A 20,127-nucleotide genomic window follows, 5' to 3' on the forward strand; every position below is an offset into this window, starting at 1 on the left:
TCGCGTCATGGCATCGACCACCCAGGCCAGAAACCAGCGGCGGATCCTGCGCTGGGCGCAGTCGTCGCTATGCGCCGGATGCGGAATGCCCCTGCCGAGTCCCCGGCACCTCGTCCGCTATCATCCCGATTACCCGACATTCGACCATGTCACGCTGCGCAGCGCGGGTGGACGACGATTACTGTCGAACGGCCTGCTGAAGCATCTGCGCTGCAATCAGGCACGGGGCGCGAGGCCGTCGACGGGGTGCGATGCGATCTGGATGACCGTGGTCGCGGCGCGGCTCGCCGATCGCCCCCGCAGTCTCAAGCCGATCTTCAAAGGTGGCGCTCGAAATCCCGCATTCCCGCCGCGCAAGGAAAAGGCCGCCCCGGTTTCCCGAAGCGGCCCGATCGGGTCATCGAAGGTCGAGCGTCAGATGTCGTCGCCGAGCGTGCCCTTGACCGAACCCTTCACGTCCTGAGCGGACCCCTTCAGCTTCTGGGCCTTGCCCTCGGCTTCGAGGCTCGCATTGTCGGTCGCCTTGCCGATGCCTTCCTTGACGTTGCCGGCCAGCTTGTTACCCGCCGCCTTCAGCTTGTCAGTCGCTTCGCCCATGATTGATCTCCTGTCGTGAATTGTCGGGATAGATAACAATTTGCGCGTGCCGCGTTCCGCGCTGCCCCCCACGGCTGCACCATGATCGGTCCTGCCCGCCGCCGGCAATCCGGGCGACCGGATGAAGGAGAGAGGGAGGGGATCTGTCGATTCCATTGAGGGAGACGACAGATGACCCCGTTCCAGCCCAGCCCCCAGCCCGACACGACCCCCTGGGACGCGCCCGATCGCGCCGACCAGGTGCTCCCCGGTATCTGGCGCGTGTGGACGCCCAGTCATGGCGGCTATGTCCTGTCGGACGAACGCCAGGCCGCGATGCCCGACGCGCTGCGCCGCGACGATCCCTTCTATGAGGAAGACGTCGATTATGCGCTGGTGCTGTACGGCTTTGGCAGCGAGTTTCGCCGCCTGCCCATTCCCGGCATCGCCCTGCAGGTCGAGAATGCGCGCCGCTCGGTCCGCTGCTGGCATCCCGATCGCTGGACCGCGCTGACCGGCGAGGAGGTGTCGATCCACGACAGCCATGTCGTTCGCCGCCGCGCCGCCTATCAGGCGGTCATCGGCCAGTATGAAAGCGTCTCGGCCTCAGGTTCCTGGGCGGACTGGGTGCCCGAGGGCAAGGTCGGCTGCGTCTTCCGCCGTGTCGTCAGCGTCGATGCGCTCGGCTTCGCGCGCCACGAAGGCGAGCCGATCCACGGTCTCGTCGACAAGGATCGCTACGAACGCCGCCAGATGCCGGAGACGTTCCAGAGTCTCGGCGCGGTCCGCGTCGAGAGCACCGCTCCGATCTCCAAGCAGGTCGACGCGAGCGCGCTCGCGCATCTCCTCCCAACCAGCTGAAAGGACACGCCATGAGTGTCTATCTCTATCTGTTCCACGGCCGCGCCACGCCCGACGAGGACGTCGAAAGCTGGGGCTGCGAAGGCCCCGCGATCGGCCCGCTCGACTATGTCCATACCACCTACGGCAGCGAGGTGAAGATCCGCGGCGCGGAGGCGATCCTGGAAAAGTTCTTCCCGGATACGGAAATTCATTTCCACGACGGCTACGGCGAACACGCCATTCAGCTCGCCGGCGACTGCTTGCCCTACGACGGCAAATTCTACGGTGACTGGTCGATCTGCACCGGGGATCGCTTGTGCTCGCCTGCCGCCTCCCGGGTCAAGCCGGTGTGCGACGACTGCGGCAGCGACAACGTCACCAAGGACGCCGTCGCGGCCTGGGATGAGCCCGAACAGGCCTGGGTGCTGCTCAGCACCTACGATTCCACCACCTGCCAGGACTGCGAGCGCGAAAGCGACGACATGCTCGAATGGCGGACGCTCGATGGTGCGCCCGCTCCCGATCCCGACGCTCCCGCCATCCCAGCCAACGATCCGGCGCCCCCTGATGCCGACGCCGCCTGACCCGGAGGACCACGCCATGACCTGTGTCACCCCGATTCGCGCGCCCGAGGCCGCGGACAATCGCGTACCGCTCGGCCATCATTCGACCGGCACGCTCAGCCTCGACCTCGATCGCCTGCTTGCCGGACGCCTGCTCATCCAGGGCAGCTCCGGGGCGGGCAAGAGCAGGACCTTGCGCCGGATCATCGAGGAGGCGTTCGACTATACGACGCTTGCGATCGTCGACCCCGAGGGGGAATTCGAGAACCTCGCCCGCCATATCGGCGCGACCACGATCCGCGCGGTCGAACTCACCGCCGACGGGCTGACGGCCGCGGCGACGCGCAGCCGGCGACATCGGCTGTCGATGCACATCGACCTCACCGACCTCGATCCCGACCAGCGGATCATCAAGGCAGCCGCGTTCTTTGCCGGCCTGGTCGGCGCACCGCGCGAGGACTGGGCGCATACCATGCTGGTGTGCATCGACGAGGGCCATCTGCTCGCACCGCATGTCGCCGGTTCCGCGCTCGATGCCGATGCCCGCCGGCTCGGCGTCGCCACCCTGACCGACCTGTGCGCGCGCGGCCGCAAGCGCGGTCTCGCCCCCGTCATCGCCACCCAGCGCCTCGCGAAGCTCTCCACCTCGGTCGTGTCCGAGCTGCAGAACGTGCTGGTCGGGCTCAACGTCTTCGACCGCGACATCGCGCGCGCGGCCGACCTGCTCGGCTTTCCCGCGCGTGACGCCGACCTGCTGCGCAACCTCGCCCCCGGCGATTTCTTCGCGATGGGTCCGGCGCTGTCGGCAACCCCGGTGCTGGCGCATATCGATCCCACCATCACCGAACATCTCGGCAAGACCCCGGAACTGCGTGCCGCCGCGTCCGTCGATGCCGACGAGGCGGCGAAGCTGCTCGATCTCGCGGGCCTGGCCGAGGTCGCGGACCACGGCCCCGCCATCGCCCTCAAGGGCACGCGCGCGCTCGACGCGTTCCTGCTCGATCCCGCTGCGACCGACGCGGCCGCGATCATGGACGCGCTGAAGCGCATCTCCCCCAACGCCAGCACCGCGCGCGACCTCGCACGGCACCTGTCGCTCGACGCCGAGCGCACCGACCGCGCGCTCAACCTCCTGTCGGCGATCGCCGCGGTCGACACCATGCCCAAGGGCGACGACCGCATCGCCCGCCTGCATGCACGGCTGCGCGCGCGGCTGAGCGACGTCGCCGTGGTGTCGCTGTGACCGACCTCGCGCCCGATATCGTCGAGCTGGTCGCGTGTCCGAAGCTGCCCGAGCCGTGCGGGCGCCTGCGCGAGATGCCGTTCCGGCACGATGCCTGGACTCCCGACGAGATCGCCACAGTCGAACGCATGTTCCGCGATGACGCCGCGATCGACGACATCGTCGCCGCGATCGGCCGCGGCCGTGCCGGCGTGCGCGACAAGATCGCCAAACTGGGCCTGCGCCGCAATTCGTCGCGTCCATGGTCGCCCGACGAAGACGCATGGCTCACGCGCGAATATGGCCTTCGCCCCACGGCCGATCTCGCTGGAGATCTCGGCCGCGCCTGCACCAGCGTCTATGCCCGCGCGGGCGTGCTCGGGCTGACCGAAGGAAATCCTCCAAGATGGACCGAATGGGAGGATGCCCAGCTGCGCGCCGGCTACTCGCGAGCGATCCCGATCGCACAGATCGCCACGCTGATCGGTCGCCCGCTGTCGGGCACGGCGACCCGCGCCAACACACTCGGCCTGCGCCACCCGAACAAGCCGGCTGACTGGACCGAGGCCGAGGCGACGCGGGCGCTGACGCTCGCCAGCGAGGGGCTTCGCTATCTCGCGATCATCGACATACTCGCCACAGAGGGCTTTCCCCGTCGAACCAAGGCTGGCTTCGGGCCGCACCTGCGCAAGCTCGGCTATGGCCGGGGCTGGGGACGCAACTGGACGCCCGACGAGGACACGTTGCTCACCCGCGCCTATGCCAACGGGGCAAGCCTGACCCCGCTCACGACCCGGCTAGGTCGCACGACGTGCTCGATCCGCTGGCGCGCTGACTATCTCGGGCTGCGCGGCACCCATGCTAACCGTGACGGGTTCCGGGGCGGCCCGGTGTGGAGCGACAACGATCTGGCCATGCTGCGCGACCTTTACGGCACGATGCCGATGGACGCCCTGGCGACGAAAATGGGCCGCACCAAGGCCTCGCTGTTCACGCGCGCGAACATCCTGGGCCTGATCCACGGCTATCACCGGAAATGGACCGACGAGGAAATCCGGGCGCTACGCATCGCGCATGACTTCGGCGTCGCGCTGCCTGATTTTGCGGCAGCGATCGACCGCAAATATCCAGCGGTCCACAAATATGCCGAAAAGCACGGGCTTCGCTTCTCGCGTCGCCCGCGCCGCGCAACCCCCTGGACGCTCGCCGAAATTATCGCGCTCGATCCTTCGGGAACGGGCGTCACCGACCATGTTGCCATCCCCGGCACAATCGATGAGGAAAAGCCATGACGCCGCTTCGCCTCGCCCGCGATATCGCAACCGGCGCGCCGATCGACCGCGACACCCGGCGTGCCCGCCTCCTCGCGGCGCGGCGCTATGCGATCAACTCGGTCCCGCGTCGCGGTATCCTCAGCGGTCACTGGGACGCGGGCACCGTGGTCGGCGCGTTCCGCGACGGCAAGGCAGGCTGACCAGGGCTCGGCCCGATGCGCCGATGAAGGAGAGAGGGAGCGGGGAGGGAAGGCGTGACGGACGCCTGAGCCCTTTTCCAGGAGCGCACTCCCATGATTCCCGCCACCATCGCGACCGCGGTCGCCCCCGAGACGATCGCCAAGGTCACGCGCCTGTTCAACAATACCGCGTTCGACGTCATCTGCGAACTCCTCCAGAACGCGCGCCGCGCCGGTGCGACCGGCGTCGCGCTCGCGCTGAACGGCGCCGGCGCCGAGCACTTCCTGCACATCACCGATGACGGCCACGGCATCGCCGATCCGGTGAGCATCGTCACGCTCGGCCGCTCGGGCTGGTCCGACGAGACGCGCCGCGCCGAAGATCCCGCCGGCATGGGCGTGTTCAGCCTCGCAGGCCGCGACGTCATCATCCGCTCCTTCTCGAAACCCGACCGCCAGGGCTGGATGGCGCATATCCCGGCCTCGGCGTGGGAGACGAGCCGCCCGATCGCGATCGAACCCGATCCGATCATGCGCGGCACCGCGATCACCGTGCGCGTGCCCGACGAGTGGCTGAAGACGCTCGAGCGCGACGTGGCCCGCGCCGCCAAACATTATCCGGTTCCCGTGACCTGGAACGGCGCGGTCCTTCCGCAGGAGGACTGGCTGAAGGACGCGGTCCATGTCGAGGAATGGTACGGCGTGCGCATCGGCGTGTTCCAGAAACACCCCTCGCATTATTCCTCGCGCGACGGACGCCTCAACTTCCACGGGCTGACCATCCCGTGCGACCTGCCGTATGTTCAGGAAGTCGACCGGGGCGGCCACTGGATCGCGCGGGTCGACATCTTCGACGCGCCGCAAATCCAGCTCGTCCTCCCGGCGCGCAAGGAAGTGGTCGAGAACACCGGCATCGCCGCCCTGCGCGATGCGGTCCGGCTCGCGATCTACCGCGCGATCGAGGCCGCGGGGACGCACCGGCTGTCGGCGCATGACTGGCGCGAGGCGCGCTCGCTCGGTATCGCACTACCCGAAGCCGAGCCCTATCTGTTCGCATGGACCGCCTATGCGGCCGACAGCTCGCGCAACTACGAGAGCGGCGCACGCGTGACCGACACCGGCATGGTGCTGATGCCCGACTTCGATGCGCTGATCGGCCAACCCGCGCAGGCGGCGATCGCGAAGCATAATCCGTTCGGTGGTCCGCTGGTCGAGGCCCAGGACGCGTTCAAGGGCTATGGCTGGTACGATATCCTCGCCCGTGTCGAGGATATGCGGTTCCGCGTCACCCAGGGCGACCGCACCTTCATCGTCTCCGACAGCCGCGAAGCGCCCGCCGAGGCGGAAAACGGTTGGGTCGAGGCTATCACGCTCGAGGCGACGATGAGCCACGCCGGCGCATTCATCGAGGTATCGACCGACGCGGATGTCGCCTTCGCACCCGACCAATGGTCGTGCAACTCGGTCGACGAGACGTCCGTCTTCGTCCGCCGGGGCAGCGAAATCACCGCGCTCGGCGTCGCCGACATCCTCGAAAGCGCGATCTTCTATGCCAGCGACGACAGCGATGCCGACAGCTACGATACGCAGCTCGAGCGCTTCCAGGCCGATGCCGCCGAACGAATCATCGGCCTGCTCGAAGGCGACGATGCCGCGCTTGAGAACCGCATTCGCGACAAGCTGGCGGGGCATTATTTCCTCGTCCCCGAGGACCGGACGGTCACCGTCGTCATCGATCGCGACAGGCTCGACGTGACGATAACGGCCCGCGCGGTGCCTGCCGCGCCCGAGGCCGCAGCGGAGGGCGCGTGACATGGCACGCTACAACCACGCCTATACGATCGCCTTCAGCCTCGTCTCGAACGACGACAAGGGCCACGACGTCGACGCGCGCCAGCTGAAGGAGGCGCTGCTCGCACGGATCGAGAACCTCGACGAGGAAGGTAGCTGGGTCGAGTCTGCCGGTGCGCCCTACGACACCTATCTCGAACCGGAGGATGCACCATGACCGGCGCGGCAGTTCCGGTCGCGCCCCTGCCGCCGCCACCACCAGTGGTGCTGGCCTACGGCATCGGCGTCGACAGCACCGCGCTGCTGATCGAAAAGCACGCGCGCGGCGAAGCGCCCGACCTGGTGCTCACCGCCGATACCTCGGTCGAGAAACCGGCCACTTACGAATATCTCGACGTGATCCGGCCCTGGATGCGCGATCGCGGCATCCGGTTCGAGCTGGTCAGCTATGTCCCGAGGCGATTCAAGCACTGGCCGCCCTATTACGGCATCCTCGAGATGTGCCTGACCAACGCCACGCTGCCGAGCAAGTCGCTCGGCGGGTCGAGTTGCAGCCTCAAATACAAGAAGGCGCCGCAGGACAAATTCCTGTCGACCTGGCAACCAGCGGTCGACGCATGGGCGCGCGGGCAGCGCGTCGTCCGCCTGATCGGCTATGACGCCGGTCCGCGCGACACCGCGCGCGCCAACCATGCGCTGTCGATCGACGATCCGCTGTACGACTGCCAATATCCCTTGCGCGAATGGCGATGGGACCGGCCCGACTGCGTCGCCCGCATCCAGGCCGAGGGTCTGCCGGTGCCCCCCAAATCGGCGTGCTGGCTGTGCATCGCCAATCATCCGGACGAAATCCGCGGCCTCCCGCAATGGTGCCTGCGGCTCATCGTGCTGGTCGAGGCACGCGCAGCCCCGCGGCTGCACACGGTCGAGGGCCTGTGGCGCAGATCGACCCGCGCGCGCCCCGGATCGATGACCGCCTTCATCCGCGACGAACACCTCCTGCCGGCCGACGAGATCGACCGCATCATCCGCGATGCGCCACTCGACCTCATACGGTTCCAGGACGTCGCGGCGGTCATCCCGCTCGGCGAGCGCCCGACGATGGGCGACTGGCTCGACCGCTTCCATGCGGCCTTTCCCGAACGAGGCCGGGGACAAAGCGACGCGCTCGCCGCCTGAAGTCCCCGCCACCATCGCTATCGACCCAACGGAGGATCGTCACATGATTTTGACCGCCACCGAAACGCGCCTCGAAGCCGTGGCCAGGCTCAACGACCGTTGCCGCCAGGGGTTCGACCGCACCGCGAAGATCGTTATGACCCGCGCGTGCCTCGGCGCGCTGTCGAACGGCTCGCTCGCCTCGGAAGCCGTCGCCCAGGCGCATGTCCTGCAGGCGCTGCGCCGCTACACTTTCCCCGCCGACTGTCCCGAGCGCGATCGCGGCCAGTTCGAGCTGTCAGGCGAGACGATACACTTCCGTATCGATTATTATGACGTGGCGCTGGAATGGGGATCGGAAGACCCCGCCGACGCCAGCATCACGCGCCGTGTTCTCACGCTCATGCTGCGCGAGGATCTGTGATGCGTATTGTCGGAATGGCCGACAGCTATCAGCTAGCTGGCCGCTAGACGATGACGATCGAGATCATCCTCGGCCTGCCGCATCTCGCAAACGGGCCTATCCTTCAGCGCGCGGTCGCGCTGCAAGCACCGGTGCTGATCTCGGCCAATTGTCTGTCGCGCTGGCGCAAGGCCGATGGCTGGCGCGAGTGGTCGGGATGGCGCACCGGAACGCTCGCCAACGCGCGACCGCTCGCCAGCGTCGACCTCGATTCCGCCGGTTACACCATGATGGTCCGCTATGGCGGGCTTCCCTGGAGCATCGCCGATTACATGGCGCTCGCCGCGTCATGGCCGTTCCGACGCATCTCGTCGGTCGATTACTGCTGCGAAGAGGGCGTTGCCCACGACCGCGAGGAAGTGCTCGACCGCATCGCGCGCACCACCGCCACCAACCGAGAATGCTTTGCCCGCGCCGACGACTTGGCCATCCGCGACCGGCTGATGCCCGTGCTGCAGGGCCGCGTGCCCGACGACTACGTCCGTTCACTCGACGCGATCGGCGGTCTGATCCTGCCCGGCACCGTCGTCGGCATCGGCAGCATGTGCCGGCGACCGATCCACGGTCCCGAAGGGCTGATCGCCGTCGTCGAGCGGCTGACCCGCATCCTGCCGATCGGCGTCAAGGCGCACCTCTTCGGGGTGAAAGGCGATGCCCTGCCGTACCTCACGCCGTTCGCACGCTGGATCGCCTCGATAGACAGCCAGGGATGGGGCGTAGGCGTGCGACAGCACGCGCTCAGGCATCGCATCGCCAAGACCGACGCGCTCGGCGCCGACTTCATGGAACGCTGGTATCGCACGCAATGCGCGCGAACGCTCGAAACACCGCGACACCTGCCCGAGGCCGCGGCGTCTACTCCACCGCCACCAACCGCCGACCCCTGGGAACGCGCGATCGCGCAGGCTCGCGCCGAGATCCGCGCCCTGATCGAGAGCGGCGACCTCGATCACGATGAGATCACCACCGGATGGATCGAGACCTGGGCGGCCGAGATCTACGCCGACGCGGCCTGACGGAGGTAACCATGCTCACCGACCGCTCCCAGCGCTGGCGCGACCGGCGCAGCTTGTTCGTTGCCGGCGACAGCGTGATCGACCCGCGCCGCTACGCCGTCGATGTCGTCGCCCATGATACTGCCCGCGCATTCCTCGCCGACCATCATTACCTCCCGCGCTATCCCGCCGCCCAGCTCGCCTGCGGGCTGTTCGGTCCGGGCGACCCGGGCAGATCCGCGTTGGTCGGTCTCATCGTGTTCGGCGTGCCGGCGACCGGCGCGGTCATCACCCGGCACACCGGCTATGCCGATCCCGCTCGGGGCTGCGTACTGCAACGGCTCATCTGCCTGCCCTCGGTCGCCGCGAACGGCGAAAGCTTCTTCACGTCGCGCGCCTTCCGCCTCCTGCGCCTCGCCAAGCCCCGGATCGACGCTGTCGTCAGCTTCTCCGATCCCGCCTTCGGCCATTGCGGCGTCGTCTATGCCGCGCTGTCGGGCGCCTATCGCGGCCGCACGAGGCCGCGGACGGTGCTGCGCATCGCCGGCGAGATGATCTCGGAGAGAACGCTGTCGAAGATCCGCAACCTCGAATCCGGCCATGCCGGGGCGATCGACCAGCTGGTGCGGCTCGGTGCGCCGAGGCCGGAGGCGCACGAACACCCCGCCGACTGGCTCGCGCGGCTCCGTGCCGACAATCTGCTCCGCCCGCACCGGCAAAGCCCGCTGTTCACCTATTGCTTCGAGCTGACGCGCGACGCCCGGCGCACCGCGCGCGATCTGCCCCGGCTTGCCTATCCGCGCCGGAGCGACGCGATCCGCGAAATCCTCGCGGCATGATCCCCGCGCCAGCGGCGCGAGGGAAGGGGAGCGGGAGCGGGCGGCATGTCACCGACATGCCGGAAGGAGCACCGCCCGTGGATATCCATCTCGCCATCGCCAGCGTCCAGGCCGACGCTGCCCGCATCGCGCGCTACACCGATCGACGCGACCGTTTCCTCGATGCGCTGGACTGGTCCGCGCTCGACGAACAGACCGCGCGCGAGGCCGCGATGCTCGACGATCTGCTCGCCGGCGATCTCGCCGACGCCGCGCTCTACATCCTCTGGCTGGAAGAACGCCTCGCCAGCGGCGAAACCGATGTTCCAGGCGTTCTTCGCTTCTACCCGCACCCGCGCCCCTGGCACGCCGAGTGGATCTCGCTGCACTGACCCTGAAAGGATCGCCATGAGCCGCCACCAGTTTCCCGGTATCGAACCCGGCACCAGCGTCAGCATCGGGTGGGACCGCCCGCTTGGCACCTTCTTCGTCCAGGTGCTGCGCCCGCACCCGCATCTCACGGGTGAGGACGAAACCGTCGCATGGCATGGCGCGCACCCCGGCGAGCTGACCACAGCGGCCGCCGCGGTCACCATCGCCTCACGCTGGGCCGATCTTCCCGCCGATCTCGCGATCACGCTCGAGACCGACCGGCTGATGACCCTCGGCCAGTCCGATGGCGAGGCGCAGATCGCCATCAAGCGCCGCTTCTTCGGCGACTGAGTACCCGACAAGAAAGGGGAGGGGGATGGGGCGCGTCGATCAATGACGATCGACGGAGAGCCCCATGCCTTATTTCATCGATCTCGGTGCCGGTCCCGCCGAGGAGGATTGCGCGCAACTCGGCCAGTCGCCCAACTTCGACAGCCTCAACCGCCTCGAAATCGCGGTCTACAAGTCCGCGCTGATCGCACGCTACGGCCCGCCGCCCCCGGGATGCCGCCTCGCCGGCCTGTCCAACCGACACGATTTCGGTCGCTATGTCGAACTCGTCCTCCATATCGAGAACGAGCTCGACGAGGCCGTCGCCGACTATGCGACACGCGTCGAGGAGGGACTCGCCACCTGGCGCGAGGCGGGCTTCACCGCGCCGGTCGAGTATAACGGCGAGACGCCCACCATCGTCCATGCCGATCCGGCCGATGCCGTCATCAGCGCGCTGCTGATTACCCGGCCCGGGCCGAACGGTCTTTTCCCGATCCCGGATTTCGCGGTCCTGCACGGCAATCTCACGCAGGCTTACCCCGCCGAGGCCGCGGCCGCCAACGCGCGTCTCGCCGAGGCCGCGGACGCCTGAGCGCGACCGCACAGAGCGATTTCCCATCATTTCGGAGCATTCCCATGGCGAACACCTACACCAAGGCCGCGTTCACGCTGACCATGAGCCACGCCGACGCGGCGTTGCTGACCATTGCCGAACAGGCAGTCGATATCCTCGACACCAACGGCGACGATGCCGACCTCGCCCACGAATATGACGCGCTCGATCCCGCGTTCCACGCCGTGTTCCCGGCGAAGGGGCCGATGAAGTTCGAAAGCTTCCTCGAGATATTCGACGATTGGCATTTCCCTTATCTCGACTGCGCGATCGACATCGACTGGAAAGGCGAAGACGGGAACGCGCGCGTATTCTTCAGCGGCGATCAATTCGGCGTCGAACAGGTCGCCCAGCTCATCTTCCGCGCTTGCAAGTCCGCGCTCCCCTGCGGGTTCGCATGGATCTCCGACTGCGACCGGCTGCGCCCCGGCGAGTTCGGAGGCGGCTGCGTCATCATTACCGACGCGGGGCTGACGTTCCACAGCACCCAGGACATCCTCGATCGCGCCGCGCGCAGCGCCGCAGCCGATCCCGACACCCATGGTCACGAGGGTCGCTTCGGTTTCGTGCTCGCCTCGCGCGACCAGAACGGCCACGCCGTCTTCTGGAACAACGACGACGGCTTCGGGGCACTCGCCAGCGCGACCGTGTTCTCGAAAGCCGAGGCCCGCGCACACGATCCGGTCATCGCCAACGACGAACCCGAGTGGCTGGCGCTGCCAGCGCCGCTCGCGGCCTGAACGGCCATGTTCATCGACATCGGACGCGGCCTGGTCGCCGGCCTTCCGGCCCTCGCCCTGCCGCCCGCCATCCTCGACGCGGTCGAACGCGGCGCATGGATCGTCTTCAACCTCTCGGGCGGCAAGGACAGCTCGGCCGCGATGTTCGCGGTCAACCTGATCCTCGATGCGCTCGGCCATCCGCGCGAGCGGCGTATCGCCATTCACGCCGACCTCGGCCGTGCCGAATGGGACGAAACGCCCGCGACGGTCGAGGATCTCGCGGCCCACGCCGGCGTCCCGCTGACGATCGTCCGGCGCAACGCCGGCGACCTGTTCGACCGCTGGGCCACGCGCTTTGCCAACGGCAAGGCGCGCTACGAGGCACTCGAAACCTATAATCTGATCGGTCCCTGGTCATCCTCGGCGCTGCGCTTCTGCACCTCAGAGATGAAGGCCCATGTCATCGGGCCGCACCTCGCCAGACTGCTGCGCGGCCAGACTATCATCAACGTGCTGGGACTGCGCCGCGACGAGAGCATCGCTCGGTCACGCACACCCGAATGGAAAGCAGACGCGCGCTACGCCGCTGCCGGCAATCCCCACGGCACCGCGATGATGCTGTGGAACCCGATCGCGCACTGGACGACACCACAGGTCTTCGCCGCGCACGATACGCTCGGCATCCCGCTGCACGTCGCCTACACCTGTTACCAGTCGTCGCGACTGTCGTGCCGCTTCTGCGTCCTCCAGTCGCTCGGCGACGCCCAGGCATCGGCTTCGGCACCGGCAAATCGTCCCGCGCTGCTTCACCTGGTCGACCTCGAGGCGACCTCGACCTTCTCGTTCCAGCCCGCGCGCTGGCTCGCCGACGTCGCACCGCGCCACATACCAGGTAATTTGAGGAACCGGATTACCGTTGCCAAGGCCGATGCGGCCGAACGGCGACGGCTCGAAAGCGCGATGCCGCCCGACCTTCGCTACGTCAGAGGCTGGCCACCGCGCGTCCCCACCATCGAGGAGGCCGGTGTCGTCGCCGCTTCGCGCGCGCCGATCCTCGCTCGGCACGGTCTCGCCAACCTCTATCCCGATGCCTGCGCGGTCCGTGACCGCTTCGCCGACCTCATCACGGTCAAACGCGCCGCCTGATCCCCATCATCAAGGAGTCCCGACATGGCCGATATCACCGATCTCCCCGTCATGACGCGCGACGACGCGATCGCCGCGGGCTTCGCCGGTTACAACGACGTGCCGCACAAGCCCATCGACGTGCCTGACGGCGCGTTCACGATCACGGCGAAGACCAGCGAGGGTCGCCGCGTGACCTTCTGCTTTCTCGAAAAGACTTATGGTGGCCCGCCGCGTTTCATCGACATCCAGTTCCACGATCGCGGCACCACGATCCCCAACGCCGATAACGGGGTATCACCCACCTTCAACGCGTTCGCGATCACGCGTGGCGGCAGGTTCGTCGCCGACAGTCGCCCGCTCGACGAGGACATCAAGCCCTCGATCCTCGTGCTCATGCTCGACAAGGCTGGGGAAGAACCCGCGCGATCCGCGACCAAACCGGCGCCGATGTCGGACACCGACCTCGCGGCTCTGCTGACCCGCGCGGCCGAAGTCGTGGCTGCGCCCGACAGCCGGATCGCCTCGGATCGCAACGCCCTTGCCGGCCAACTCACGGCCGAGGCCGCGGTCAGGCGGGCGCGGCCGTCATGACCGCGCCCTCGCGCAGCGACGGCATGCACGTCGCCCATACCGCAACGGGGTGGGTCGTGTTCGACAACAGCCTTTCGCACCCCTCGCGCCTCTCGGGCGCCTATCCGTCGCGCGCCGCGGCGACCGCCCGCAAGCGGGCGCTCGCGCGTGCGCTGCGCCACCAGCGTCCCGACGACGCACCGGACGTCTGAGGAAGGGGAAGGCGGACCGGCTGTTGTGAACCGGGAGGATCATCCGACCCGGTGACAACCGGAGTTAACCCAATGCGCAGCATCCTCGCCTTCTACGAAATCGACCGTGAGTGGGGTGGCCCCGAGGAGGGGGGCTGGTGTGCGCCGTTGTGGCGCGAGAAAGGAGTGCGTCTGATGACGTGATGCTTGTTGGCAATGGCATCTGCCCACCGAGCTTACCGGTGCCCTCGGGCTGAAACTTCGAAAGGAGAACGGGACCATAGCATGCTCGGAAAAGGCCCAAAGTGAATAGTCGCATTGAAGCAACGGGTCAGGGCAAGACGGTTATGGTGAACGCTACACTGCGTGAAGCCCAATCTCTCGCGGCCTAAACCCTTGGCGGCGAGGAAAGCGACTGAAACCCCGCACCGACGCGTCGGGTCCACTCTACCAGCTCGGACCCGAGAAGCGGCCAAGTCCGTACCATCGACTTGACCGGCCAACCTTGTCGGCGTGACCTCCTTCGGAGGACTAGAGATGAAAAGGCCACCTAAGACCGTTAGCTTATCTCCTTTCACGCGTAACTACGGGACCGCCTGTAGCTGGTCGAGTTATCGACCTGTATGGCGGCGGAGCCGCAATATTACCCGAACACCCGGCGTAATTGCCGGGACAGCCCTTGCCTCGGTGAGGGACGGTCGGCCGTATAAGTTCGGGGTGACCCGAGCGAAAGCGCAACCGAGCGGGGGAAGTGCGGCAGCTTCGATCCAGCATCGAACCAGGGCGGAGGTCTGCTGATGCAACCCTGTGCCGCCTTGAAAAGGCTGGAATCACTTGGAACGATTGCCTTGACCGGCAAACGTGTGAACGGTGTGTTCCGACTGCTGCTATCCCGCTCCTTGTGGGTGGAAGCTTTGGGCCGCATCCAACAGAACCGTGGGGCAGAGACCCCCGGCATCGACCGTGAGGCCGTAACCGATCTCGACGAAAGCCGGATCGATGCGGTGATCGCGCAACTCTCGGCGGGCACGTATCGCCCGCAGCCGGTCAGGCGCGTCCACATCCCCAAGACCAACGGTAAAACAAGACCGCTCGGCATCCCGACTGCAACCGACCGACTGGTGCAGGAAGTGGTCAGGATGATCCTGAACGAAGTCTATGAACCGATCTTCTCTGATCGGTCACACGGCTTTCGACGGGGGCGGTCGTGTCACACGGCGCTCGACCATGTCCGCAAGACATGGAAGGGCGTGAAGTGGCTGATCGAAGTCGATGTCGAAGGATACTTCGACAACATCTCTCACGAGAAATTGTTGAGCCTGCTTGAACGTCGCATTGATGATAGGCGGTTTACCGCTCTCATCAGTGCGATGCTGAAGGCAGGGTATCTGGAGCAGCAGCGTTTCCACGAAACCTATAGTGGCACGCCGCAAGGAGGCATCGTCTCGCCTCTGCTCGCGAACGTCTACCTGCACGAGCTTGACCATTATGTGGAAGGGCTCGTCGCTGGCTTCGACAAGGGTGCCCAACGTCGCAAATCGGCGGAATACAGGCACCTTCAGCGCCGTTCCGAGTACGCCCGGAAGCGCGTGGCTGCGCTGCGTGACAAAGGGCAGGTTGATGAAATCCAACCATGGCTGGACCGAATAAAGGAGACGCTCGCGGCGATGCGCAAGCTACCCGCGACGGACCCGTTCGATCCAGACTTTCGACGCCTTCGCTACGTCCGGTACGCCGACGACTTCCTTCTGGGGGTTATCGGCAGCCGGGCCGAGGCCGAAGAGATCAAGGCCGCCATCGAGGGCTTCCTCGCGAGCGAGCTTGAGCTCCGAACGTCCCCGTTGAAAAGCGGGATCCGCGAGGCTCGGAAGGGAGCAAGGTTCCTTGGCTACGACGTGCGCACTCGCACGGCGTCCGACCGGCTCGTCAAACAACGGGCACGGACGGGCATCGTCGCAGTCAAGCGGACGGTGACGGATCAAATTCAGTTGCTGGTCCCGCGCGACAAGGTGCAATCGTTCAGCCAGAGGCACGGCTATGGTCAGTTCGACTTGGGACGGGCTGTGCACCGTCCGGGCCTGCTTCACATGGATGATGCGGAGATCGTCAAGGTCTACAACGCCGAACTTCGCGGCTTTGCAAATTACTATGCCTTGGCCGTGGATGTGAAAGGCGCACTCAACAAGCTCGAGTTTCTCTGGCGCGGTAGTCTGTTCAAGACGCTCGCGCACAAGCATCGGACAAGCCTAATGGCTTCGCTCCGGCGCCTCAGGGTTGGCCCGGGCAGGTACGTAGTGCGTATCGGCGTTGGGAGGGATGAGAGGAGGATCGCGGTTTGGCGACTGGCGGAACTCGATCGTAGGCCGGTGTTCTGGCCGTCGGTCGACAACACGCCTCGCACGGAAGCTCTTCGGTTAAGCAGGACCAACCTGACTGACCGAGTGCTCGCCCAAGCATGCTCCGCATGTGGCGGCACCGATGGACCGTTCCATCTTCACCACAGCAACCCCGTGCGTCGCATGAGGGATGGGCCGGTGTTCCGGAGGCTTCACGCCGAACGGGCCCGGAAGACGAGGCCGCTTTGCGCGCCCTGTCATCAACTCCTTCATGCAGGGAAGCTGCCGGACTTTCGTTCTACAGTGCCCGGAGCGGAGAGCCGGATGCAGTGAAAGTTGCACGTCCGGTTCGGAGGGGGGCAGTGGGGTGTTCTCTCGTAGACGCCACCCTGCCTACCCTACGGTACGATACCGGCACCTTCGTCCGCGTGATCGCCCTCCATTACCATGACAAGGCCGCGGTCGCGGCGATGCGCCGCGCCAATCGCCTGCTCGACCGCCTGCAGCGGCATCGCCCGCCGGTGGATTCGGCCGCCTACACCGGCGGACGCTTCCGCGCCTTCAGCTTCTCCGGCCTCCCGCCCGCGCGGTTTCCCGCGCGTCGCCCGCAATATTCCTGATCCCAGCGAGAAAGGACCAGCGCATGTACCGCGTCCATTATTTCGACACCAGCGAAGCCGCGCATGACGCCTGTCTCGATGACGGTCCCTGCATCGAGGAAGGCGACGTTCTCGCCATCCTGTCGGAGGGCGTCATCGGTCTCGCCTCGACCGATCCGATCGCCGTCACCCTAGACCCCGGCGCACTGCGCATCGTCCGCCCGATGGCGATGGACGTGCTGCTAGCAGAACTCGTCCACGGCGCCTCCCAGATCCGCCGCGCGGTCGCGACCGCCCTCCTGCACCATTTGCCCGTGCAGCCCCATTTCCTCGCCTTCGTCGCGCCGGCGCTGCCCTATCCCTATCCGCAGACCGTCGTCGCGCTCTCGTTCGACGACATCATGCTGACGATCGACGCGATCGACCACCGCATCAAGACGCTCGAAAACCGGTTGGGCTCACTCGAATCCGACAGCGCGCACGCCTTCTTCCTGCAACGCTCGATCGATCACCTGTCGAGCGCCAGGAAGCGCCTCATGCGACATCCGCGACCGCCTCGCTGAACGACACGGCATCGCCCCGCGACGATGCCGGCACCGGCTGCGCCGGAAGGAGAGAGGGACCGGATCGGCATCCTGGACATGGGGTCCGGGCATTTTGCCGAAAGGTCACGATCATGTGCATCGATCCCAACGCCGAGCCCGTCGCCTTCGCGCTCGACACCAAACTCTGCCACCTCCTGCCGACGCTGACCGAGCCGCACCGCGAAGCCATCGCCCAGGATCTCGCGCGCACCGCCATCTTCATGGCGACCGCAATGGCGGCCGACATGGCGCAGGACGCGGTGAACGGCCTCGTGCCGATCCCGAAGATGCCGTCGCTCGGCAAGCCGCCCGCACCCGCGCTGGTCCCACAGGCGCAAACGCCGCGCGATACCGTGCTGCTGACCCCCGCGGTCGCGCCCGTCGTCACGATCAAGGCCAAAACGACCGACGTCACCGTCGCCGGCTTAGACCAGCGTCACGGCTACACCTTCGGGATCGACAACAAATCCGACCGGCTGATCGACATCCGCCACGCCGGCAAATGCTGGTGCATCGATCCGAGCGACGAGGCGACCGACGTCGTCAGCCGCGCGATCGGCGCGCTCGCCGCGGCACACGCCGATATCGGCACCGCCCTGACCGACAAGATCGGCCGATGATCGGCAGGCCCGGTCCGCGTCCCGCACGATCCACCGTCCGCGTGAAGACGCGGTCGGTGAGGGGCGCTCATCGCGCCCTGCCCGGCCGAAGGGCCGGGGAGGGGAGGAGGATTGAAGATCGGTGTCGAGGACATCGGGTCCAGCACGACATCAGGAGACGTTACGATGAACATCGGTCAGATCAAGCAGAACGACGCGGGCATTTTCATGGGCCGCATTTCCACACTCGCCGTCGCGATGACGATCGCACTGAAGCCCGTCCAGTCGTCCAACCCGCGCGCGCCGCGCTACGAGATCCACGCGCTCACCCCGGGCCGGACGTGGGTGCAGGTCGGGGCGTTCTTCGAACTCACCTCGAACAACACCGGCGAGGCGTTCCTCAACGGTCGCATCGACGATCCGTCGCTCGCCGCGCCGCTGCAGGTCTCGGCCTTCCGCCAGGACGACGGCTCGTACAACGTCGTCTGGCAGCGCGCCCAGAAGCGCCGCGACGTCGGTGCCGCGCTCGGCGTCAAGGCGGATGACGATCTGTCGCCGCCGTTCGGCGCCGATGGCGGCCCGGTCGACAACGGTCCCGGCCCCGATGCGGCCGCCACCGACACCGGACTGGGCGAAACCACCGCCCCGGTCGAGGAGCCGGTCGGCAAGGGCCGCGGTCGCCGCCAGCGCGTCGCCGAGGACGCCTGATCCACCCCCGGTGCCGTGCACTCCCTCACGGCACCGCATGGCGCACGGGCGCGCCCCCTTTCGCTCCCGCACGCCGAAACTCGGGGCGACGCCGGCACACGGCGTCGCCCTTTTTTTGCTTCATGGGCTCCAGTCCCGATTCAACACCGTATCGGATCGATAATTTAGCTATTCCTTCGCTTTATCGCCGTATAAGCACAGGATATCGCAGTTCTAACCTGGGCCACGCTCAAGGGAAGGGGGTGATGAATGGATAGCCGGGCGAATGGTGATGACACCGCTCGCGGGACCGGCACGTCCACTTCATCACGAGGTCCCGACATGGCCGACCGCGTCTCCGTCTCAATTACGATCGGGGGAAATCTGCCCGCCGACCAAGTTCCCAAACTCATCGAACTGGCGAATGCCTCGGGCCTCACTCTTGAGTGGGAGGGCGAAGCACTCTCCGACGACGACATCAAATCCGGCGAGCATCTCCGAATGCGAGCGCACGATGTGACAATCGGAGATGTCGACGAGATCGAGGAATTCTGCTGCACCAACGATCTCCCTTTCGTGTGCTGGACCGACGGATCAGCCGGGTCATTCAACCCTGAAACCATTATCTGGGTCGGCGAAGGGCCACGACACTCCTTCAACGCGACCGATGACGGCAAAACGCTCATCAGCGAGGAAGAAGCCCGCGAACTCGGCTCCTATGAGGCGATCTTGAAGCATTTCGCCCTCGGATCGTTCGAACCGCCCGTACTGACGATCGTCCCAACCAACTCCTGAAGTTGACAACCTCCCAATCAGGCCCGGTCCGCGTCCCGCACGATCCACCGTCCGCGTGAAGACGCGGTCGGTGAGGGGCGCTCATCGCGCCCTGCCCGGCCGAAGGGCCGGGGAGGGGAGGAGGATTGAAGATCGGTGTCGAGGACATGGGGTCCAGCACGACATCACAGGAGACACGTCATGAACATCGGTCAGATCAAGCAGAACGACGCGGGCATTTTCATGGGCCGCATTTCCACCCTCGCGGTCGCGATGACGATTGCGCTCAAGCCGGTCCAGTCGTCCAACCCGCGCGCCCCGCGCTACGAGATCCACGCGCTTACCCCGGGCCGGACGTGGGTGCAGGTCGGGGCGTTCTTCGAACTCACCTCGAACAACACCGGCGAGGCGTTCCTCAACGGCCGCATCGACGATCCGTCGCTCGCCGCGCCGCTGCAGGTCTCGGCCTTCCGCCAAGACGACGGCTCGTACAACGTCGTGTGGCAGCGCGCCCAGAAGCGCCGCGACGTCGGTGCCGCGCTGGGCGTCAAGGCGGATGACGGCGAACCCGCGCTGCCCTTCACCGCCGATGGCCGTGACGTGGCGACCTCGGGCGCCGGCGATGACACCGGCGACGGTCTGGGCGCCAGCACCGCGCCGGTCGACGAAACGGTCTGACCGGCATCGGGCGGCGCTGATGCGTCGCCCGTGTCGCCACCCCGACGGGGATCGCTTCA

27 protein-coding genes are annotated in these 20,127 nt (G+C 66.6%); 26 read left to right on the forward strand and 1 reads right to left on the reverse strand.

Translation table 11 applies throughout. The annotated features are described in order from the left end of the window. The first annotated feature begins 7 nt into the window (after positions 1 to 7). Positions 8 to 463: a hypothetical protein gene (locus ACH0BU_RS14975; RefSeq protein WP_126059502.1), complete on the forward strand. Its 456-nt coding sequence runs from the start codon at positions 8 to 10 to the stop codon at positions 461 to 463. Here the strand turns inward: ACH0BU_RS14975 and ACH0BU_RS14980 are convergent. Next, positions 415 to 597, reverse strand: a complete 183-nt coding sequence (locus ACH0BU_RS14980; RefSeq protein ID WP_010408931.1) for a CsbD family protein — start codon at positions 595 to 597, stop codon at positions 415 to 417. The two genes, ACH0BU_RS14975 and ACH0BU_RS14980, sit on opposite strands and share 49 nt — an antisense overlap. A gap of 171 nt (positions 598 to 768) precedes the next feature. Between ACH0BU_RS14980 and ACH0BU_RS14985 the strand changes: the two genes are divergently transcribed. The 25 genes from ACH0BU_RS14985 (at position 769) to ACH0BU_RS15105 (ending at position 20,068) form a co-directional block, all read left to right on the forward strand. Continuing rightward, complete coding sequence (locus tag ACH0BU_RS14985) at positions 769 to 1,437, forward strand: DUF7007 domain-containing protein (RefSeq protein WP_010408933.1); 669 nt, start codon at positions 769 to 771, stop codon at positions 1,435 to 1,437. An 11-nt stretch (positions 1,438 to 1,448) separates the two neighbouring features. Continuing rightward, on the forward strand, positions 1,449 to 2,003 hold the full coding sequence (locus tag ACH0BU_RS14990; protein ID WP_010408935.1) for a hypothetical protein: 555 nt from the start codon (positions 1,449 to 1,451) through the stop codon (positions 2,001 to 2,003). A gap of 16 nt (positions 2,004 to 2,019) precedes the next feature. Continuing rightward, positions 2,020 to 3,225, forward strand: a complete 1,206-nt coding sequence (locus ACH0BU_RS14995; protein ID WP_010408937.1) for a helicase HerA domain-containing protein — start codon at positions 2,020 to 2,022, stop codon at positions 3,223 to 3,225. Further along, positions 3,222 to 4,496 carry a hypothetical protein gene (locus ACH0BU_RS15000; protein ID WP_051749607.1) on the forward strand — a complete coding sequence of 425 codons (1,275 nt, stop codon included), beginning with the start codon at positions 3,222 to 3,224 and terminating at the stop codon, positions 4,494 to 4,496. Before ACH0BU_RS14995 ends, ACH0BU_RS15000 begins: the two co-directional genes overlap by 4 nt. Further along, positions 4,493 to 4,678 carry a hypothetical protein gene (locus ACH0BU_RS15005; RefSeq protein WP_024310655.1) on the forward strand — a complete coding sequence of 62 codons (186 nt, stop codon included), beginning with the start codon at positions 4,493 to 4,495 and terminating at the stop codon, positions 4,676 to 4,678. The genes ACH0BU_RS15000 and ACH0BU_RS15005 overlap by 4 nt, the downstream gene beginning before the upstream one ends. Before the next feature lie 93 nt (positions 4,679 to 4,771). After that, positions 4,772 to 6,469, forward strand: coding sequence for an ATP-binding protein (locus ACH0BU_RS15010; protein ID WP_037447345.1), 1,698 nt, complete (start codon positions 4,772 to 4,774; stop codon positions 6,467 to 6,469). 1 nt (position 6,470) lies between these two features. After that, positions 6,471 to 6,665: a hypothetical protein gene (locus ACH0BU_RS15015; RefSeq protein WP_024310657.1), complete on the forward strand. Its 195-nt coding sequence runs from the start codon at positions 6,471 to 6,473 to the stop codon at positions 6,663 to 6,665. Continuing rightward, positions 6,662 to 7,627 (forward strand): hypothetical protein, encoded by a 966-nt coding sequence (locus tag ACH0BU_RS15020; protein ID WP_051749606.1) that lies wholly within the window; start codon positions 6,662 to 6,664, stop codon positions 7,625 to 7,627. Before ACH0BU_RS15015 ends, ACH0BU_RS15020 begins: the two co-directional genes overlap by 4 nt. 43 nt (positions 7,628 to 7,670) lie before the next feature. Further along, positions 7,671 to 8,030, forward strand: coding sequence for a DUF3768 domain-containing protein (locus tag ACH0BU_RS15025; protein WP_024310659.1), 360 nt, complete (start codon positions 7,671 to 7,673; stop codon positions 8,028 to 8,030). A 50-nt stretch (positions 8,031 to 8,080) separates the two neighbouring features. Beyond that, positions 8,081 to 9,085, forward strand: a complete 1,005-nt coding sequence (locus tag ACH0BU_RS15030; RefSeq protein WP_024310660.1) for a deazapurine DNA modification protein DpdA family protein — start codon at positions 8,081 to 8,083, stop codon at positions 9,083 to 9,085. Positions 9,086 to 9,096: 11 nt separating this feature from the next. Further along, positions 9,097 to 9,903, forward strand: a complete 807-nt coding sequence (locus ACH0BU_RS15035; protein ID WP_037447341.1) for a Mom family adenine methylcarbamoylation protein — start codon at positions 9,097 to 9,099, stop codon at positions 9,901 to 9,903. Between the two features lie 77 nt (positions 9,904 to 9,980). Then, the gene (locus tag ACH0BU_RS15040) at positions 9,981 to 10,274 is read left to right on the forward strand and encodes a hypothetical protein (protein WP_024310661.1); all 294 of its coding nucleotides are present in this window, start codon (positions 9,981 to 9,983) and stop codon (positions 10,272 to 10,274) included. A gap of 16 nt (positions 10,275 to 10,290) precedes the next feature. Continuing rightward, positions 10,291 to 10,605 carry a hypothetical protein gene (locus tag ACH0BU_RS15045; RefSeq protein ID WP_010409090.1) on the forward strand — a complete coding sequence of 105 codons (315 nt, stop codon included), beginning with the start codon at positions 10,291 to 10,293 and terminating at the stop codon, positions 10,603 to 10,605. Positions 10,606 to 10,669: 64 nt separating this feature from the next. Beyond that, positions 10,670 to 11,179 carry a hypothetical protein gene (locus tag ACH0BU_RS15050; protein WP_010409093.1) on the forward strand — a complete coding sequence of 170 codons (510 nt, stop codon included), beginning with the start codon at positions 10,670 to 10,672 and terminating at the stop codon, positions 11,177 to 11,179. 44 nt (positions 11,180 to 11,223) lie between these two features. After that, positions 11,224 to 11,940: a hypothetical protein gene (locus ACH0BU_RS15055; RefSeq protein ID WP_037447337.1), complete on the forward strand. Its 717-nt coding sequence runs from the start codon at positions 11,224 to 11,226 to the stop codon at positions 11,938 to 11,940. 6 nt (positions 11,941 to 11,946) lie between these two features. Beyond that, a complete protein-coding gene (locus ACH0BU_RS15060) occupies positions 11,947 to 13,068 on the forward strand; it encodes a phosphoadenosine phosphosulfate reductase domain-containing protein (protein WP_037447334.1) in 1,122 nt (373 codons plus the stop codon). Positions 13,069 to 13,092: 24 nt separating this feature from the next. Continuing rightward, positions 13,093 to 13,641: a hypothetical protein gene (locus tag ACH0BU_RS15065; RefSeq protein ID WP_037447332.1), complete on the forward strand. Its 549-nt coding sequence runs from the start codon at positions 13,093 to 13,095 to the stop codon at positions 13,639 to 13,641. After that, positions 13,638 to 13,832 (forward strand): hypothetical protein, encoded by a 195-nt coding sequence (locus ACH0BU_RS15070; protein WP_024310583.1) that lies wholly within the window; start codon positions 13,638 to 13,640, stop codon positions 13,830 to 13,832. Before ACH0BU_RS15065 ends, ACH0BU_RS15070 begins: the two co-directional genes overlap by 4 nt. A gap of 827 nt (positions 13,833 to 14,659) precedes the next feature. Then, positions 14,660 to 16,480: a reverse transcriptase domain-containing protein gene (locus tag ACH0BU_RS15075; protein WP_231729953.1), complete on the forward strand. Its 1,821-nt coding sequence runs from the start codon at positions 14,660 to 14,662 to the stop codon at positions 16,478 to 16,480. 29 nt (positions 16,481 to 16,509) lie between these two features. Beyond that, complete coding sequence (locus ACH0BU_RS15080) at positions 16,510 to 16,767, forward strand: hypothetical protein (RefSeq protein WP_156444631.1); 258 nt, start codon at positions 16,510 to 16,512, stop codon at positions 16,765 to 16,767. Positions 16,768 to 16,790: 23 nt separating this feature from the next. After that, positions 16,791 to 17,309, forward strand: a complete 519-nt coding sequence (locus tag ACH0BU_RS15085; protein ID WP_024310585.1) for a hypothetical protein — start codon at positions 16,791 to 16,793, stop codon at positions 17,307 to 17,309. Positions 17,310 to 17,422: 113 nt separating this feature from the next. After that, positions 17,423 to 17,950: a hypothetical protein gene (locus ACH0BU_RS15090; RefSeq protein ID WP_197419142.1), complete on the forward strand. Its 528-nt coding sequence runs from the start codon at positions 17,423 to 17,425 to the stop codon at positions 17,948 to 17,950. A 165-nt stretch (positions 17,951 to 18,115) separates the two neighbouring features. Continuing rightward, a complete protein-coding gene (locus ACH0BU_RS15095) occupies positions 18,116 to 18,637 on the forward strand; it encodes a DUF736 domain-containing protein (protein WP_037447324.1) in 522 nt (173 codons plus the stop codon). A gap of 321 nt (positions 18,638 to 18,958) precedes the next feature. Then, positions 18,959 to 19,411, forward strand: a complete 453-nt coding sequence (locus ACH0BU_RS15100) for a hypothetical protein (RefSeq protein ID WP_037447321.1) — start codon at positions 18,959 to 18,961, stop codon at positions 19,409 to 19,411. A 180-nt stretch (positions 19,412 to 19,591) separates the two neighbouring features. Next, entirely contained in the window at positions 19,592 to 20,068 is a 477-nt protein-coding gene (locus tag ACH0BU_RS15105) for a DUF736 domain-containing protein (RefSeq protein ID WP_037447318.1), read from the forward strand. Positions 20,069 to 20,127 lie beyond the last annotated feature (59 nt).

Origin of the sequence: Sphingomonas olei, assembly GCF_045369765.1 — a bacterium.
Classification (GTDB): Bacteria; Pseudomonadota; Alphaproteobacteria; order Sphingomonadales; family Sphingomonadaceae; genus Sphingomonas; species Sphingomonas panaciterrae.